The 17,913-nt window shown below is 63.1% G+C and carries 16 protein-coding genes; 13 read left to right on the forward strand and 3 right to left on the reverse strand.

The genetic code is table 11. The features are described from left to right. The first annotated feature begins 290 nt into the window (after positions 1–290). From AC0L24_RS06420 to AC0L24_RS06435, 4 genes are all read left to right on the forward strand, one after another. Positions 291–1,073, forward strand: coding sequence for a proton-conducting membrane transporter (locus AC0L24_RS06420; RefSeq protein ID WP_127809394.1), 783 nt, complete (start codon positions 291–293; stop codon positions 1,071–1,073). Between the two features lie 179 nt (positions 1,074–1,252). Continuing rightward, entirely contained in the window at positions 1,253–2,398 is a 1,146-nt protein-coding gene (locus AC0L24_RS06425; protein ID WP_127809393.1) for an aminodeoxychorismate synthase component I, read from the forward strand. Then, a complete protein-coding gene (locus AC0L24_RS06430; protein WP_127809392.1) occupies positions 2,347–3,009 on the forward strand; it encodes an aminotransferase class IV family protein in 663 nt (220 codons plus the stop codon). The genes AC0L24_RS06425 and AC0L24_RS06430 overlap by 52 nt, the downstream gene beginning before the upstream one ends. Positions 3,010–3,021: 12 nt before the next feature. Continuing rightward, positions 3,022–3,963, forward strand: a complete 942-nt coding sequence (locus AC0L24_RS06435; RefSeq protein WP_127396831.1) for a heme-dependent oxidative N-demethylase family protein — start codon at positions 3,022–3,024, stop codon at positions 3,961–3,963. Here AC0L24_RS06435 and AC0L24_RS06440 read toward each other — a convergent pair. Continuing rightward, positions 3,960–4,403, reverse strand: coding sequence for a hypothetical protein (locus AC0L24_RS06440; protein ID WP_127268297.1), 444 nt, complete (start codon positions 4,401–4,403; stop codon positions 3,960–3,962). The two genes, AC0L24_RS06435 and AC0L24_RS06440, sit on opposite strands and share 4 nt — an antisense overlap. 127 nt (positions 4,404–4,530) lie before the next feature. After that, positions 4,531–4,860 carry a MoaF-related domain-containing protein gene (locus tag AC0L24_RS06445; RefSeq protein WP_127396832.1) on the reverse strand — a complete coding sequence of 110 codons (330 nt, stop codon included), beginning with the start codon at positions 4,858–4,860 and terminating at the stop codon, positions 4,531–4,533. A gap of 209 nt (positions 4,861–5,069) precedes the next feature. Between AC0L24_RS06445 and AC0L24_RS06450 the strand changes: the two genes are divergently transcribed. From AC0L24_RS06450 to AC0L24_RS06485, 8 genes are all read left to right on the forward strand, one after another. Continuing rightward, the gene (locus tag AC0L24_RS06450) at positions 5,070–6,101 is read left to right on the forward strand and encodes a LacI family DNA-binding transcriptional regulator (protein ID WP_164873793.1); all 1,032 of its coding nucleotides are present in this window, start codon (positions 5,070–5,072) and stop codon (positions 6,099–6,101) included. Between the two features lie 231 nt (positions 6,102–6,332). Beyond that, positions 6,333–7,778 carry a homospermidine synthase gene (locus AC0L24_RS06455; protein ID WP_127272620.1) on the forward strand — a complete coding sequence of 482 codons (1,446 nt, stop codon included), beginning with the start codon at positions 6,333–6,335 and terminating at the stop codon, positions 7,776–7,778. Between the two features lie 183 nt (positions 7,779–7,961). Next, on the forward strand, positions 7,962–8,339 hold the full coding sequence (gene omp10 / locus AC0L24_RS06460; RefSeq protein WP_127259982.1) for an outer membrane lipoprotein Omp10: 378 nt from the start codon (positions 7,962–7,964) through the stop codon (positions 8,337–8,339). Between the two features lie 188 nt (positions 8,340–8,527). Continuing rightward, on the forward strand, positions 8,528–10,600 hold the full coding sequence (locus AC0L24_RS06465; protein WP_473563570.1) for a 5'-nucleotidase C-terminal domain-containing protein: 2,073 nt from the start codon (positions 8,528–8,530) through the stop codon (positions 10,598–10,600). Between the two features lie 235 nt (positions 10,601–10,835). Next, positions 10,836–11,900, forward strand: a complete 1,065-nt coding sequence (gene hemH, locus AC0L24_RS06470) for a ferrochelatase (RefSeq protein WP_127396644.1) — start codon at positions 10,836–10,838, stop codon at positions 11,898–11,900. 51 nt (positions 11,901–11,951) lie between these two features. Continuing rightward, positions 11,952–13,157 (forward strand): NAD(P)/FAD-dependent oxidoreductase, encoded by a 1,206-nt coding sequence (locus tag AC0L24_RS06475; protein ID WP_473563571.1) that lies wholly within the window; start codon positions 11,952–11,954, stop codon positions 13,155–13,157. A 121-nt stretch (positions 13,158–13,278) separates the two neighbouring features. Further along, positions 13,279–14,229: an SPFH domain-containing protein gene (locus AC0L24_RS06480; RefSeq protein ID WP_127809389.1), complete on the forward strand. Its 951-nt coding sequence runs from the start codon at positions 13,279–13,281 to the stop codon at positions 14,227–14,229. An 11-nt stretch (positions 14,230–14,240) separates the two neighbouring features. Continuing rightward, positions 14,241–14,705 (forward strand): NfeD family protein, encoded by a 465-nt coding sequence (locus tag AC0L24_RS06485; RefSeq protein ID WP_023810067.1) that lies wholly within the window; start codon positions 14,241–14,243, stop codon positions 14,703–14,705. Between the two features lie 166 nt (positions 14,706–14,871). Here the strand turns inward: AC0L24_RS06485 and AC0L24_RS06490 are convergent, their stop codons facing one another. Beyond that, complete coding sequence (locus AC0L24_RS06490) at positions 14,872–15,873, reverse strand: KpsF/GutQ family sugar-phosphate isomerase (protein ID WP_127272680.1); 1,002 nt, start codon at positions 15,871–15,873, stop codon at positions 14,872–14,874. A 249-nt stretch (positions 15,874–16,122) separates the two neighbouring features. On the opposite strand from AC0L24_RS06490, the gene AC0L24_RS06495 reads away from it, so the two are divergent. Continuing rightward, positions 16,123–17,913, forward strand: a complete 1,791-nt coding sequence (locus AC0L24_RS06495; protein WP_164873792.1) for an outer membrane beta-barrel protein — start codon at positions 16,123–16,125, stop codon at positions 17,911–17,913.

Genomic DNA, 17,913 nt, shown 5'->3' on the forward strand with positions numbered 1-17,913 from the left:
AATATCTGTTCTTGAAGTACTCTCCACCGAAGTTTTCCGATAGCTTTCCACAAGCTCTATGATAGCCTTCGCTCCAAGCTCAGCCGGAGCGCATGCGGATCGGCGAGGAGAAATCTCAGCCGGCCGTGTCGCTCAGGCGAACGCGACAACGGCCGTTGGCCATGGGCAAGCAAAGCCGATCGCCGCAGCTCGAACCGAAGCCGGCTGTTCTGCTTACCGCGGAACCACCAAGAGTAGTCCTTCGCCGAAGGTCATGACCCACGGCAGACGGATCTGACTGGAGAGAGACAATGGGCACTTTTTTCTACGTGGTCCTGGCGTTCCTGATAGGCGTGTTGGTCGGCTGGTTCCTTTGGGGGCGCCTGCGCGGTGAACTCGACAGCTTGCGCGGCGACCTAGACCGCACACGCAGCGAACGCGACAGGCTGCGCACCGACGGCGACCGCCTGACCGGCGAACTCGATGCATGCGGCAAGACCCGCGCCGACCTCGAGCGCCGGCTGCGTGAAGCGTCGGCCGCACCTGCCGCCGGAAGCAGCGCGGCAAAGCCGGCAAGCCAGGCGCCGGCGGCCCTGATGTCGACCCCCGCGACAGCCAAATCCGCCGCCACAAAGCCGGCGCCGGCCAAACCGGCCGCTGCGAAAGCGGTCCCTGGCAAGGCGGTCCCTGCCAAGCCGGCGGCGAAACCCGCCGCCACCAAAACCTCGGCTCCAGCCAAATCCGCGACGAGCAAACCTGCAACGAGCAAACCTGCAACAGCCAAGTCTGCAACAACCAAGTCTGCAACAGCCAAGCCAGCAGCCGGCCCAGCATCCGGAAAGCCCGACAATCTGCGCCGGCTGATCGGTATCGGTCCGGTCAACGAGAAGCTGCTCAAGGCGCAAGGCGTCACCAGCTTCGCGCAGATCGCGTCCTGGACCGCGGCCGATATCAAACGGATCGAGGACGTCATGAATTTCGACGGCCGCATCGCGCGCGAACGCTGGATCGAGCAGGCCAAGCTGATCGCAGCCGGCAACGAGAAGGAATTCGCCAAGCAGTTTCCAACAGCCGGAACCTCCAGCAACAGCTGATCGCCAGGCGAGACCTGAAGATTGCAAGCGGCGGCGCCATATCGGCGCCGCCGTTTTCTCTTGGTTCCTGAGTTGGCCCAAACGTCGGCTTTAAGAGGCAGCGTGCCGTTCCCTCGATTGCGCGCGGGCGGCACCCCATATAGAGCGGTTGATGCTTCATAGACCGCAGCACGAGTCCCATGTCCCTGCCCGCCGCAATTTTTCGCAATGACAAAAGCGCGCGCCAGCTCGTTTTCGACCGGCCGGCCGATGTCATCGTGGCGCACGAAGCAGGGGATTTCGGGCCGGCTCTGGAAGCAGCACAAGCCGCGCATGATGCAGGCAAATGGCTTGCCGGCTATTTCTCGTATGAGGCGGGCTACCTGCTCGAACCCAAGCTCGTTCCCCTGCTGCCGAACGGACGCCGCGCCCCACTCGTGTGCCTTGGGGTTTTCGATGCCCCGGTCGAAGAGGCGGTGCCGCCGCGCGACACCACGGCGACCAACGGCCCGATCTTCGACGCCCGTGCGACGTGGTCGCCCGAGGATTATGAAAAACGCTTCTCGCGGCTGCACCAGCACATCCGGCAAGGTGATTGCTACCAGGGCAATTTGACCTTTCCCGTGCATGCGCAATGGTCAGGCGAGCCGCTGGCCGCCTTCGATGCATTGACGGAACGTCAGCCGGTGAAATATGGCGCGCTGATCGCGCTCGGTGAACCCATCGTGCTGTCGCGCTCGCCCGAACTGTTCTTCGAGATCGACGCCGAGGGCATGATCGAGACGCATCCGATGAAGGGCACGGCGCCGCGCGGCGCGACCAAGGCCGAAGACGAGCGGCAGAAGATCTTCCTGCGCAATGACGAAAAGAACCAGGCCGAAAACCGGATGATCGTCGATCTCCTGCGCAACGATATCTCGCTGATCAGCGAGGTCGGCACGCTGGACGTGCCGGCGCTGTTCCGCATCGAGACTTACCCTACCGTGCACCAGATGGTGAGCGACGTCAGGGCCAGACTGCTGCCGGGTCTCTCTATCCGCCAGATCTTCGCGGCGCTGTTTCCTTGCGGTTCGATCACCGGCGCGCCTAAGATCCGGGCCATGGAGATCCTGCGCGACCTGGAAGGCACGCCCCGCGATGCCTATTGCGGCGCCATAGGCTGGATCGCGCCCGGCGGCCCGATGCGCTTTTCCGTGGCGATCCGCACCATCTCGCTCTTTTCGGGCGGCGAGGCCGTCTACAATGTCGGAGGCGGCGTCGTCTTCGATTCGACGGCGCAGGAGGAGTATCAGGAGTGTCTGCTGAAAGCGCGCTTCGCGACGGGAACACCGCCGACTTTCAGTTGATCGAGACCATGCGCTGGGAACCCGGCCCGGGCTTCCTGCGCTTCGATCGCCATCTTGCGCGCCTCTATGGCTCGGCGGCGGAGCTCGGCTTCCACTGTGATCCAGGCACGGTCGGCGAGGCACTGAGCACCGCGGTCAGCGGTTCCGGCGTTGCCATGCGCACGCGGCTCGTCCTGTCGCACGATGGTGAGGTGACGGCCTCGGCGCAACCTTATGAACCGCTCGCCGCCGACAAGGTCTGGATGCTGCGGCTGGCGCGGACGAAGCTCGATTCGCACGACACGCTGCTGCGCCACAAGACCAGCCGGCGACAGCTCTACACGCGTGCCCGCGCCGAACACCTCATCACCCAGGCCGACGAGGTGCTTATGGCCAACCAGCGCGGCGAGATCTGTGAAGGCACGATCACCAATGTCTTTGCCGATCTCGGCGACGGCGTGCTGGCCACGCCCCGGCTCGACTGCGGCCTGCTGCCTGGTGTATTGCGCGCGCAGCTTCTGGATGAAGGCCGCGCCCGCGAAGCGATCTACAGCTTGGACGATCTGAAATCCGCCAAGTCCCTGTTCGTCGGCAATTCGCTGCGCGGACTGATCCCCGCAAGACTGACCTGAAACAGGACGACTGTGCCCACTCACACCCCCCCAGAGCATACGCTCCCCACCCACACGCCCTATGACGGCTCGTCGAAACTGTTCAGTATCGGGCTGAAGCCGCTCGATCCGGCGGACTGGATCGAGATCGACGGCCATCTGCTGCCGTATCTCGCCGAAAAGCACCGGCTCTATGCCGAAATCCCAGAGCGCGTTTTCGTCGAGGAGGACGGCACGCGCGATGCCCAGCAGGAAGTGCTCGACTTGCTCGCTGCGCATCTCCTGGAGAGGTTCCCCGAAACCCATCGGCTCGGCGGATCAGGCATCGAGGTGGTGGGCGCGGCGAGCCGTCTGCCTGCGGCCCTCGCCGAGGCGCCGCTGGCCAGGGCCTCACTGCTCGTCCAGGAAGACCTCATCCTGATGCGCCGTGGCGACAGCGGCTGGCGGCTGGTTGCCGGCTCGCTCTGCTTTCCCTCGTCCTGGTCGCTCCTGGAAAAATTCGGCAAGCCGCTGCAGGACATCCACGCGCCGGTGCCGGGTTTCGGTCCGGGCACGCGTCCGGCGGAACTCATCAACCGGATGTTCGATGGCCTCCAGGGGCAGGCGGTCGAGCGCTACAACTGGTCGATCCAGTCCGACAACGCGCTCTACCATCCGCTCTCCGACCTGCAGCGCATCGACCGCGCCACCAACCGGCCGTCGCGCTTTCCCGATGGCGACATCGACGCCCATGCGTTCATCCGCGTCGAGCGGCAGACCCTGCGCAAACTGCCTGTTTCACGCGATATCCTGTTCACCATCCGCATCCATCTCGACCCGCTCGCCGTGCTGGCCAGGCACCCTGATCGGGCGAAGCTCGCGGCGTCTTTCGCCGCCCAGCTCGAAGCTCTCGATCTCGCCCAGCTCGATTACAAGGGCCTGACCGCAGACCGCGATCGGCTGGTCGACCGGCTCGGGGGGCTGGCGCTGTCCTAAATCGCGGCCAAGCCCAGCAGCAGGATCGCGGACATCGCGGTAAAGACGGTGACGTTGACATCCCACCGCCAACCCGCCGGTCCGAACGGCGGTCGGAATGGCAGGTAGCCGTTCTCGTCGTAGAGCACGCCGCCATAGATCGGTCGTGAGAGCATGGCCACGAAGAACGCTCCATACATGGCCACGCCCAATCCCCCGGCGAGATAGAGCCGCTCGGCTTGGAGTGGGCCTCCAATCCAGATAAGCCCCAGCGCAATCAGCGCGACTCCGGTATAGCTCAGCACCTGCCAAACGACGTGAAACCGGGCGTGCGGAGTCCACAGCGGATTGGTGGCGTGGGTGGCGTTGAGGTCGGCTTTGATCGTCACCACACCGTAACCCACGGTCGCGACGCTCAGCAGAATTCGGGCAAGCAGATGACTGTCGTAAGCGAGTTCCATCGCACTTTCCTCCTTCACTAGGGAAATCGATGACGGCAATTCAGCAGATCGTAATCCGAAGTACTTCACCTAGGAAACAGCAGTATGCCGGTCGATGCCGCACTTTGCCGGCCCCGACGCGGGAGCGTCACGCAGGCGACACGGCTTGAATGGCGCCTTGGGCACAGAAGAGCTGCCCGTCGGCCAGCCGCGCATAGTTGTGGACGATCCCTTTCTCATGATCCTGCAACTGCACGATGAAGTTGCCGCTCTGCTCCGTCCAGCTCATGAGCACGAGGTTCGGGCGTACGCTGGTCATGTCGATCTTGACCACCTCGTCAATTTTGGTGGCTCCGATCGACGCCTGCACATGTAGTTCGTCCGGCGAGAAAAACGTCAGCCGGGGTACGAACGGGCCGAAAACGCAGTCGAAAGTCTTACCGACAAGCGAGGCGGGAAAAACATTGTTTTCTGCCATAACACCCTCCCTGGGCGTGGCCGTTGCGACCAAGCCATTTGACGATCTTCGATGTTTCAGTCGCGAAAATGCCAGATACGCTTACTTGGAGCGCTCCAAGTGATACGATCCGCCCTTTCCACTTTCGAGTCAACAAAATTCTTGGAGCGCTCCAAAAAATGGTCTAACTGAAGGGAAATGGGTGAATCGCAATGCCAACGCTAGCCGACGTGGGCAAGGCTGCCGGTGTCTCCCGGGGCACTGTTTCCAACGTCTTCAACCGGCCGGAACTGGTCAGGCCTGAGTTGCGCCAACGTGTCGAAGCGGCTGCGCGAGCGCTTGGATTTGGCGGCCCCGATCCAAAGGGTCGATTGCTGCGGGATGGCAAGTTCAATGCCATCGGGTTCATGCCACCTGGCGCCTACGCCATCGCCGAGGTGATGAGAAGTCCCTATGGCCGCGAGCTGGTGCTGGGCGTTTCGCTCGCCTGCGACGAGGCCGGAACGACGCTCAGCCTTGTAAACGGCACCGATAATACCCGCTTCGCCAGCATCCGCGAGGCCCTCGTTGACGGCTTCATCCTTGGTCACAGCGGGGACATCGGTCTCATAACATCGGCACAACGGCGGCGCCTGCCCTTCGTCATTCTCGAAAGCGACGCAGGTCCCGACATCAATTCGATAAAGATCGACGGCAGGAGGGGCGCGGTCGCTGCCGTCCGGCATCTGACTGGGCTGGGACACCGACATTTTGCCATCCTGTCTATACGGAGAACTCCAGGCCCTCCGATCGTGCACATGCCCGGACAGGCAAAGCGCCCGCTTCTAGCCGGCTTCTCGCTCGACAACGAGAGGCTCGACGGCTTCAAACAGGGCTTGGCGGAGGCGAACCTATCGATCGACGATGTCCCGATTATCGAGACGACGCCCGGCGATCCATCTGCTGGAGCGGTGGTGTTCGACAATGTGCCTGAAGCAACCGCGATCCTGACCATGTCGGATTGGCAGGCGATCACAATACTCGACGAGGCGGTTTGTCGCGGCATAGAGGTGCCGGGCCACGTGTCGGTCATTGGCTTCGATGGCACTGCTGAATCCGCGCGCACCACACCTCCGCTGACGACTGTCGCGCAAGACGTGATCGGAAAAGGCAGGCTCGCCGCCCGCATGGTTCTTGACAACCAACCGCCCCGCCAAGTCGTTCTGCCCGTGGAGTTGGTGGTTCGGGCGTCCACAGCTGCGCCGAGGGCAAAAATCCGTTGAACGGACGGGGCACGTCGCTTGCGCTTGGCAAATGAGCTAACTTTGGTTCGGGTAGAGCCATTCATCCACGGTTTCAGCCTTAACCACGTAGCCAACGCAGCTAGCCGCTGGTTGGCGCTTTTCGCTGGTTTGTGACAATGATCTGTGATGTAGCGCATGGCCGCCGGGCAAAAATCCCCGGCTTGCGCATGTTTTCCCAGTTTCCTGGGTTTTGAAGGAGTGCTCGATAAAATGGCGAATGAAAACTGGCCCGTTTACGGTGAGATCAGCGGCCCTGTCGTGATGATCGGCTTCGGCTCGATCGGCCGGGGAACGCTGCCACTGATCGAACGCCATTTCCAGTTCGACAAGTCGCGCATGACGGTCATCGACCCGCGCGACACCGACCGCAAGCTGCTCGACGAGCGCGGCATCGCCTTCGTCCAGGAAGCGGTGACCGAGAAGAACTACAAGAAGCTCTTGACCCCGCTTCTGACCAATGGCGGCGGCCAGGGCTTTTGCATCAACCTGTCGGTCGATACCGGCTCGGTGGATCTGATGCGGCTCTGCCGCAAGCTCGGTGTGCTCTACATCGACACCGTCGTCGAGCCGTGGCTCGGCTTCTATTTCGACGCCAAGGCGGACAACGCCAGCCGCACCAATTACGCGTTGCGCGAGTCGCTGCTCAAGGAAAAGCACGACAAGCCCGGCGGCGCCACGGCGGTCTCCACCTGCGGCGCCAATCCAGGCATGGTCTCGTGGTTCGTCAAGCAGGCGTTGGTCAATCTCGCCACCGATCTTGGCCTGGAGTTCTCGGAGCCCGCGCAGGACGACCGCGAGGGCTGGGCCAAGCTGATGAAGAAGGCCGGCGTCAAGGGCATCCACATCGCCGAACGCGACACCCAGCGCGCCAAGAAGCCGAAACCGATGGATGTGTTCTGGAACACCTGGTCGGTCGAAGGCTTCATCTCCGAGGGCCTGCAGCCCGCGGAACTTGGCTGGGGCACACACGAGACATGGATGCCGAAGAACGCCAAGAAGCACAAGCACGGCTCGAAGGCAGCCATCTATCTGGAGCAGCCGGGCGCCAACACGCGCGTGCGCTCGTGGTGTCCGACTCCCGGCGCGCAATACGGCCTGCTGGTGACGCATAATGAGGCGATCTCGATCGCCGATTTCTTCACCGTGCGTTCGAAGAAGGGCAAGGTCCAGTACCGCCCGACCTGCCACTATGCCTATCATCCCTGCAACGACGCGATGCTGTCGCTCGACGAGATGTTCGGCGCCGCCGGCAAGCCTCAGCCGGTGCATCATGTGCTCGACGAGAACGAGTTGATCGACGGCGTCGACGAACTCGGCGTGCTGCTCTACGGCCACGACAAGAATGCCTACTGGTACGGCTCGCAACTGTCGCTCGCCGAGGCGCGCAAGCTGGCGCCCTACCAGAACGCCACCGGCATGCAGGTCACCTCGGCGGTGCTCTCGGGCATGGTCTGGGCGCTGGAAAACCCCGAGGCCGGCATCGTCGAAGCCGACGAGATGGACTACAGGCGGTGCCTGGAAGTGCAGTCCCAGTATCTCGGACCGGTCAAAGGCTACTACACCGACTGGACGCCGCTCGATAACCGCCCCGGCCTGTTCCCGGAAGACCTCGACCGGAACGACCCGTGGCAGTTCCGCAACATCCTTGTGCGATAGCAGCACCGCCTACCTGCCTCACCGCCTTGCAATCGCCCGGAAATCGGGCGATTGAAGGGATGCGGACCACAACGACACGCATTCATCTGGACGCATGTCGCTCTGGAAACTTGGATGCACGCCTCGTGCTTGTCGAAAATCGATTCCGATTTTCGGGCCGATGCGAGAGGAGAGGATTTTCACATGATCATTGCGCGCAAAATTCTTTCGATGAGCGTGGCGGGCGCCATTGCGACGATGCTCGCCGCCTGTGCGACCAGCGGCCCTGATGAACCGCCGATGGCAGCGGCGCCGAAAGGCGTCGAGGGCTCGTGGATCGACGCCAAGGGCACCGGCCTGTCGACCTTCGCCGGCGGCACCTTCACGACGGTCGCCACCGACACCGGCCAGAAGCTTGCCGACGGCAGCTACACGATGACAGGCGCCACATCGGTGCAGATCAACGGCACCTCGCTGATCCGCCAGACCGCGGTCAGCTTCAACTGCCTGATGGTGTCGACAAGCCAGCTCAACTGCACCAGCTCCAGCGGTCAGAATTTCGTGCTGACAAGGCGCGTCTGAACCCGCGACCATTCGTTTTCCAAGGACGGCGGCCGGTTGGCCGCCGTCCTTTTTTATGCCGGCAAAGGGGTCCCGGATTCCGCTTGCGTCATCGGGAACGCGATGGGAACATGGCCGAAGCGCCGGCTGTTATGTTCCAGTCAAGCAAGAGCGCTAATGGCCTCTGATCGGCTTTCCGGGAGACGAAGATGAAGAAGCTTGCCGCCATTGCAGCCCTGTCAGCCTCAGCCCTCGGTCTGTCGGCCGGCGCATCCTTTGCCGACTACACGCTGAACATCCTGCATATCAACGACTGGCACAGCCGCATCGAAGGCAACAACAAATATGAATCGACCTGCTCGGCGGACGAGGAAACCAAGGGCGAGTGCATCGGTGGCGCGGGCCGGCTGATCACCGCGATCGCCCAGGAGCGCAAGAAGCTGCAAGGCCAGAACGTGCTGCTGCTCAGCGCAGGCGACAATTTCCAGGGCTCGCTGTTCTACACGACCTACAAGGGCAAGGTCGAAGGCGAATTCCTCAACGACATGAAGTTCGATGCCATGGCCCTTGGCAACCATGAATTCGACGACGGCGAGGCGGCCCTGGCGCCGTTCCTCGACATGATCAAGTTCCCGGTGCTCGGCGCCAATGTGAAGGCCAACGCGCAATCCAAGCTCGGCGACCGAGTCAAGCCATCTGTTGTCGTCGAAGTCGGCGGCCAGAAGATCGGCATCATCGGCGCGATCACCAACGACACGCCGGACCTCGCTTCCCCCGGACCCAACGTCGCAATAGAGGATGACGTCAAGTCGATCACCGCCGAAGTCGAGAAGCTCAAGGGCGAAGGCGTCAACAAGATCATCGCCGTGACCCATATCGGCTACAGGCGCGAGCGTGACGTCATTGCCAAGATCCCGGGCATCGATGTCGTCGTCGGCGGCCACAGCCATTCGCTGCTGTCGAACACCGACCCCAAGGCGGAAGGCCCCTACCCGACGATGGTCGACAATCCGGACGGCTACAAGGTGCCGGTGGTGCAGGCGGCGTCCTACTCGAAATATCTCGGCGAGTTCAAGGTGGTGTTCGACGACAACGGCGTCGTCAAATCGGCCAGCGGCGACCCGGTCTATCTCGACAAGTCGATCACCCCCGACCCGGCCGTGCTCGCCCGCATCAAGGAGCTTGGGGCGCCGATCGAGGCGTTGAAGAACAAGGAAGTGGCGGAAACCACCGACGTCATCGACGGCAGTCGCGAGAGCTGCCGCACCCGCGAATGCGCGATGGGCAATCTCGTCTCCGACGCCATCCTCGACCGCGTCAAGGGACAGGGCGTCGAGATCGTCATCTCCAATGGCGGCGGCCTGCGCGCCTCGATCGACAAGGGCACCGTCACCATGGGCGAAGTGCTGACCGTGCTGCCGTTCCAGAACACGCTGGCGACCTTCCAGATTTCGGGCAAGGATCTGGTGGCCGGCCTCGAGGGCGGCCTCAGCCAGGTCGAGGACGGCGCCGGGCGCTTCCCCCAGATCGCCGGCCTGAAATATTCCTTCGACAAATCCGTCGCGCCCAATGCCGGCCGCGTCAAGTCGGTGGAAGTCATGGAAGGCGGCGCCTGGACACCGATCAAGCCGGACAAGGACTATCTGGTCGCAACCAACAACTATGTCCGCCAGGGCGGCGACGGCTACAAGATCTTCGCCGACAAGGCCAAGAATGCCTACGATTACGGCCCCGGCCTCGAACAGGTGGTCGCCGACTATCTCGGCGCCCATCGTCCCTACACGCCGAAGCTCGACGGCCGCATCACCGAAATAGCCGCGACCGTCGCCGCGGCGCCTGCGGCCCCGGCAACCGATCCGGCCAAGCCAGCCGAAGCAGCGCCGGCCACGCCGGCGCCCGCACCGGCTGAAGCCGCCAAGCCTGCCGATGCGGCGCCGGCAATGCCCGAATTGCCGGCCAACTCGGGCGACATCGCCAACACGCCCCCGGCCATATCGACAGAGGGAGCGCCACCCCCGCCGGCGCCACCGGCAGAGGCGGCAAAACCGGCTGAAGCAGCCCCCGCCCCGGCGGCACCGGCTCCCGCCGCCGAGCCGGCAAAGCCAGCGGAGGCCGCACCGGCCGAAGCCAGCCATGTCATCGTTGCCGGCGACACTTATTGGGATCTGGCCAAGAAGGCCTATGGCGACGGTGCCAAATGGAAGGTCATTTCGGGCGCCAACAAGGGTTATGAGCCGCGCCGGCTTCCTGTTGGCGCAACGCTGACCATCCCGCCGCAATAGCCCCGCTATATGCCTGAATGACACCGCCCGTCCGAAAACCGGACGGGCGTCCTGTTTTCGGGCTAATGCATGTCGCCCCAAAGTGACCTCGGTTTTCGGAGAACGAGGTGCATAAAAACAAAGGCTTAAAGCGGGTCGTCTGAATCCATTCAGACAATCCGCTTTAAGGTGCGGCCAGACGCTGCATTGAATGCGCGCGCAAGATGGTTAGGTTCGCGTCTTCCGGAGAACCCTTATGACGCTTCCCACCCCTGCCGAACCCAAGGCCGCAAAGGCGCCCGGCCCGTTGCCCGCTGGGCATCCGCCGGTCAAGGCGGGCAAGATCGGCGTCATGCTGGTCAATCTGGGTACGCCCGACGGCACCGATTTCAAGCCGATGTGGCGGTATCTCCGTGAATTCCTGTCCGACCCGCGCGTCATCGAACTCAACAAGGCGATCTGGTATCCGATCCTCTATGGCCTTGTGCTCACCACGCGGCCCAAGAAGTCGGGCGCCAACTACGCACGGATCTGGAACCGGGAAAAGAACGAGTCGCCGCTGCGCACCTATACCCGCGCCCAGGCCGAAAAGCTGGCCGAAGCGCTGCGCGACCTGCCTGATGTCGTCGTCGACTGGGCAATGCGCTATGGCAACCCTTCAACCGCCAGCATTGCCCAGCGTCTGGTCGACCAGGGTTGCGATCGCATCCTTACCTTTCCGCTCTATCCGCAATATTCGGCGACGACCACGGCAACAGCCAACGACCAGCTGTTTCGCGCGCTGATGAAGATGCGCCGTGCACCGGCCGTCCGCAGCGTGCCGCCCTACTATGACGAGCCGGTCTATATCGAGGCGCTGGCGCGCTCGATCGAACGGCATCTGGCGACACTGGACTTCGAGCCGGAGGTGGTCATCACCTCCTATCACGGCATTCCAAAACCGTATTTCGAGAAGGGCGACCCCTATCACTGCCATTGCCAGAAGACGACGCGGCTGTTGCGCGAACGGCTCGGCTGGGATGACAAGAAACTGATCATCACCTTCCAGTCGCGCTTCGGCGCGCAGGAATGGCTGCAGCCCTATACCGACAAGACGGTGGAAAAACTCGCGCAGGACGGCGTCAAGTCGATCGCTATCGTCAATCCCGGCTTTTCCGTCGACTGCATCGAGACGCTGGACGAGATCGGCCGCGAGGCGGCTGAAACCTTCCACCATGCCGGCGGCAAGAATTTCGCCCATATCCCTTGCCTCAACGATAGCGCGGAAGGGATGGCGGTGATCGAGGCGATGGTGCGGCGCGAACTGTCCGGCTGGGTCTGAACCGGAACAACACAAGCTCCGGGGCGTTAAGCCGCGCCTCCGGAGAATGCGATGCCCCGCAAACTCGACCTCCGAACTGGCCAGCCCGTCAGGTCGGCCTATCGCGCGCCTGCGGTGCCGACGGACGGCCTGGACGTCAACACGGATGTGCTGGTCGTCGGTATGGGCATCAGCGGCGCCATGATGGCCGAGGCGCTGACGGCCGATGGCCATCGGGTGATCTGCATCGACCGGCGCGGCCCGCTGAAGGGCTCGACGGCCGCAACCACCGCACTGGTGGCATTCGAAATAGACCAGCCTCTCTCCACGCTCTCGAAGATGGTCGGCAGAGCTTCGGCCCAGCAGGCCTGGCGACGCTCGCGGCTCGCCGTTTCCAATCTCGCCGGACGCATTGCCGAACTCGGCATCAACTGTGGCCTGAGCCGCATGCCGTCACTCTATCTGGCCGGCACGATGCTTGGTCCGCCGGAACTGCGCGACGAGGCCGAGGCACGTCGTCTAGCCGGCATCGGCGCCATCTGCTTAACCCGACAACAGCTAGCCGAGAAATTCGGCATCGACCGCGAAGGCGCCATTCTCGGCCACGGCAATATCGCCCTCGACCCACGCAAGCTGACGGCTGGGCTGCTGCTGAAATCCGTGGAGCGCAAGGCACGCTTCTATGTCCCCGTCGAAGCCACAATGATCGAGGACGGCGCCGAAGCTGTTGTCGTCGCGACCATGGATGGCCCGACCATAACCGCACGACATGTTGTTCTGGCCACCGGCTACGAACTTGTCGACATCGTGCCGGCCACCGCCCACCGGATCATCTCGACATGGGCGATTGCGACACGCCCGCAACCGCGAAAGCTCTGGCCGGACGCAGCGTTCATCTGGGAAGCGTCGGAGCCGTATCTGTATATGCGCACGACGGTCGACGGCCGGGTCATTTGCGGCGGCGAGGACGAGGATTTTATCGACGAAGCGCGGCGCGACGCGCTGATCGCCGACAAGAGCACACGCATCGCCGAGAAACTCGGCCTGATATTTCCGCATCTCGACACTAGGCCCGATTTTGCCTGGACCGGCTCGTTCGGCACCACGACCACCGGCCTGCCCTATATCGGCGCCATTCCCCGCCACCCGCGCATCCATGCGGTGCTGGGCTACGGCGGCAACGGCATCACCTTCTCGCAGGTCGCTTCCGAGATTGTCCCGGCTTCGATCAACGGGCTGGACGACACGGATGCAAGGCTGTTTGCCTTCAACCGCTGAGTGCAACCCTATAAACAATCCATCATCACCTGATTGTAACGCATCTGAAATACACTTAAGTCTTTGGTGAAGTCGGCGGCGCGAGAATGGCTTGTGCGGCCTTCGTCTGAGGGAGAGCCAAATGGATTTCAGTGGTTTCGATATTGCGGTTGGTGCACTTGCACTTCTGGTATTGGTGCTGCTGATCAAAGGCATCAGGACAATCCCGCAAGGTTACAATTATACGGTGGAGCGCTTTGGCCGTTACACCAAGACACTGAGCCCAGGCCTCAATTTCATTTTCCCGTTCATCGACCGTATCGGCGCCAAGATGAACATGATGGAGCAGGTGCTTGACGTTCCGAGCCAGGAAATCATCACCCGCGACAACGCCATTGTCGGTGTCGACGGCATCGCCTTTTTCCAGATCCTCAACGCGGCGCAGGCCGCCTACCAGGTTTCCGGCCTGCAGAACGCCATCCTCAATCTGACGATGACCAACATCCGTACCGTCATGGGTTCGATGGATCTCGATGAACTCCTGTCGAACCGCGACGCCATCAACGAGCGCCTGCTGCGTGTCGTCGATGAGGCAGCCCACCCGTGGGGCATCAAGATCACCCGCGTCGAAATCAAGGACATCAACCCGCCGGCCAACCTTATCGAATCGATGGGCCGGCAGATGACCGCGGAACGCAACAAGCGTGCCCAGATCCTTGCCGCCGAAGGCCTCAAGCAGTCGCAGATCCTCGAGGCCGAGGGCCGCAAGGAAGCCGCCTTCCGCGATGCCGAGGCGCGCGAACGTTCGGCCGAGGCGGAAGCCCGCGCCACCCAGGTGGTGTCGGAAGCGATCTCCAAAGGCGATGTGCAGGCGCTGAACTACTTCGTGGCGCTGAAATACACTGAAGCGCTTGGCAGGATCGGCACGGCCACCAACAGCAAGATCGTGCTGATGCCCTTCGAGGCGTCGTCGCTGATCGGCTCGCTCGGCGGCATCGGCGAGATCGCCAAGGAAGTCTTCCGCAGCGAAGGCACGACCGGCTCGCAGAGGCAGGCCGCGCGCCCGCCGGTCGTTCGCCCAACCGACAACTGAGGTCGAAACCAATGATCGACCGCATCGTTTCCGAACTCGGCCCGTGGAACTGGATGGTTCTCGGCTTCGTCCTGCTGGTGATGGAAATCATCGCGCCGGGTATCTTCATGCTGTGGATCGGCATCGCCGCGCTGATCATCGGCGCTGTGTCGCTGCTGATCTGGGACGCCGGCTTCTGGACCTGGCAGGTCCAGGTCCTCGCCTTCCTGGCGCTGTCGCTGGTCTCGGCCTATGTCGGCAAGAAACTGGTCGGCAGCCGCAACGACCCGACCGACCAGCCGCTGCTCAACCGGCGCGGCGCGCAAATGGTCGGCAGGATGGCGACACTTGCCGAGCCGATCCGTGACGGGCGCGGGCGCATCAAGCTGGGCGATACGCTGTGGCGTGTCTCCGGCCCGGATTTGCCGGCCGGCACGCAAGTGCGCGTGACGGGCGCGGCCGACACGGATCTGGAACTGACCGTCGAGGCGGTCTGAATTCTTGAAACCCACCGCTTGGACAAGGTGTGTTGAGATTCAGGTCAGGCCGAGTCGAAAACGGTGGGTTCCGAGAACCGGAGCGGAGCGTACTTTGGGTACGTGAGCACCGGAAGCGCAGGAAACCGTCGTTTGCAGGCCGGCATCACCTTAAGATCAGCACACCTTAGGCGGCGCCGATACGCAGCAGGTCGTGCAGGTGGATGAGGCCGACTGGTTTCCGGCCCTCCACCACCATCAGGCTGGTGATGGCTGAATTGTTGATCGTCTGCAGCGCCGTTGCGACCAGCGTGTCCGGCGTCGCGGTCTTCGGGCCTTTTGTCATCACCTGATCCACCGTCATCGCCAGCAGGTTGCTGCCGATGTGCCGGCGGATGTCGCCATCGGTGATGATGCCGACCAGCGCACCGTCTGCGTCGGTGATCGCGACGCAGCCAAATCCCTTGCGTGACAGTTCCAGGATCGCGTCATGCATGCCGGTGCCCGCAACCACCAGCGGCAGCCTGTCGCCGACATGCATGATCTCGCGGATCTGCGTCAGGTTGGCGCCGAGCTGGCCGCCCGGGTGAAAGGTGCGGAAATGATCCGGCGTGAAGCCGCGTGCTTCGAGCAGCGCGATCGCCAGCGCGTCGCCCATCACCAGTTGCAGCAGCGTCGATGTCGTCGGCGCCAAGCCGTGCGGGCAGGCTTCAGGCGCGCGCGGCAGCAACAGCACCACGTCCGCCGCCCGCGCCAGCGCCGATGTCTCTCCGGCGGTGATGGCGATCAGCGGGATGGAGAAGCGCCTGGAATAGGCGACGATGCCCATCAGTTCCTTGCTTTCGCCCGACCACGACATGGCGATGATGGCGTCGTCCCTGGCGATCATCCCGAGATCGCCGTGGTTGGCTTCTGCGGGATGGACAAAGAAAGCCGGCGTGCCGGTCGAGGCCAGCGTCGCCGCGATCTTCGAACCGATATGGCCGCTTTTGCCGACACCGGTGACGATGAGCCGGCCTTCAATCCCGGAGATCATCTCGACCGCCTGCGCGAAAGGCGCGGCCAATCCGTTCTCCAAGGCCTCGGCAAGGGCTGCAACCCCAGCCTGTTCGGTTGCCACCGTCCTCAGCGCCGAAGCGATCGAGGCTTGCCTGTCCGAAGGCTTCTTATCCAGGGATCCCGCATGCATGGCTGATGCGATTAGCGCTTTGCCGGCGCGCTGTCCAACAGAAATGGCCCAAGGCATGTTGCCCGAACGTGCGCGGTGGTTTTGACGACGGCAGGCGCGAAAATCAAAAGCTTAACGCAGGCGGTATGAATCCCTTTGGAAATCAGCGCTTCAGCTGGTTGACGGGCCGCCGCCTCAACCCTCCGTTAACCATCCCCATTTACGGTTCGGTAAGTATGGCGCGCGTGCGCCGCGCAAGCAGTGGTGGCGATGTCCGGGGCCCAGCCAGAAAATTCGACAGGAAGAAAGGGCAAGGCTGTCTGCGCCTTGCTGCTGGCAACCAGCATGTTTGCCTTGCTGCGCCCGACTGCGCTCCATGCCCAGGAAACCGAACTGCGCGGCGAGGTTTCGGAATCGGCGATCCTGTCCGACCAGCAGCGCAAGGCGAGACAGCTGGCCCTGGCAGCGCAGGGTCAACAGCCGGCCAATGCCGCGCAGGACAATGCGCCGGCCCGCACCTATCTGCCGGCCAGCGCCGGTGCCGTGCCAGACGACGCCGACACTGGCGACGCCACCGCGACCGGCAGCCTTTTCGACCCGCCGGCAGCCACTGACGACACGTCCGCCGACATCGCGGCGCCGCCCAAGCCTCGCCGCCGCTCATCGACCGCCGGGCAGAATGCGGCTGACCAGGCCAAGGACAAGGCTGCCGACAAGTCGAAAAAGAAAAAGAAATCGACGGCCGGCACCTCCGACATCACCGCTTCCACGACCGCCTCCACGACGGATGCCACCGAAGGTGAAGAGACAGACGAGGACACAGCCAACCGCCGCGCCCTCACCATCGACAGTGCCGACAGGCAGAAGCTCGACCCAGGCGCGGAGCGCACTGACGCCATCGAAGGCCAGAAAAAGAAGCTGGAGGATGATCCGTTTGCCGCCACCGGCGTCAAATGGGGCTCCTTCGTCATCCGGCCGACGATCGAACAGGGCCTGACCGCCACCTCGAACGGCGATTCGAGCAGTGCCGGCACGTCGGCGCTGCTGTCCGAGACGGCGCTGCGCTTTTCCGCCGCATCCGACTGGCGCGAGAACTCCGCCACGATCGACGGCTATGGCCTGTTTCGCGAGACCGTCTCCGGTTACCCGGTTCACGACGAGCAAGGGCGCATCGAAGGCCAGCTCAATGTCGACCTCGACAATGAGTTGCGCGCCATCGCCAAGCTCGGCTACGAGGCCGTGCCGGAATCGGCATCATCACCGGACGCCATTGCCGGCGTCAGCAAGCAACCGCTGCGGCAGACCATCGATGGCAGCCTCGCCGTCGAAAAGCATCTCGGCAAGATGCAGTACACGCTAACCGGCGCGGTCTCGCACGATTTTTACGGCGACGCCAAGCTCTCGGACGGCACCTCGCTGTCGCAGAAGGATCAGGACTCGACGCTCTACACCGCGACGTTGCGCACCGGCTACGAGATCTCCCCTGCCCTGACCCCGTTCACTGAAATCGAGGTCGGCCGCCGGACCTATGATCAACGCATCGACAATGAAGGCTTCGAGCGCTCGTCGACGCGGCTCGGCGCCCGCGCTGGCCTTGCACTCGACATGGGCGAGAAGCTGTCGGGCGAATTCTCGGCCGGCTGGCTCAGGGAAGCGATCGACGACAAAAACCTTGATGCAATCTCCGGTGCCACCGTCAACGCCGACCTCAAATGGTCACCGGAGCGCGGCACCACGATCGGCCTGACCGGGCGGACCACCGTCGAGCCCACGACCACATCAGGCGAAAGCGGCGACATCCTCTATTCCGGTCGCCTGACCGGCGAACGCCAGATTCGCGCCAACCTCACCGCCAATGCGGCTCTGGGCCTCGACTGGCGTGATTACATCGGCATCGATGGCCATGACAGGGTGTTGAGCGCCGAGGCCGGACTGACCTGGTGGCTGAACCGCTACGCCGGCCTCACCACAAGGGTAAGGACCGAGAAGCTGACCAGCAATCTGCCGGGCCGGGACTACACCGCCAACAGCATCTTCCTCGGCGTGAAAGTGCAGCGCTGA

It is taken from the genome of Mesorhizobium sp. WSM4809 (assembly GCF_055811655.1).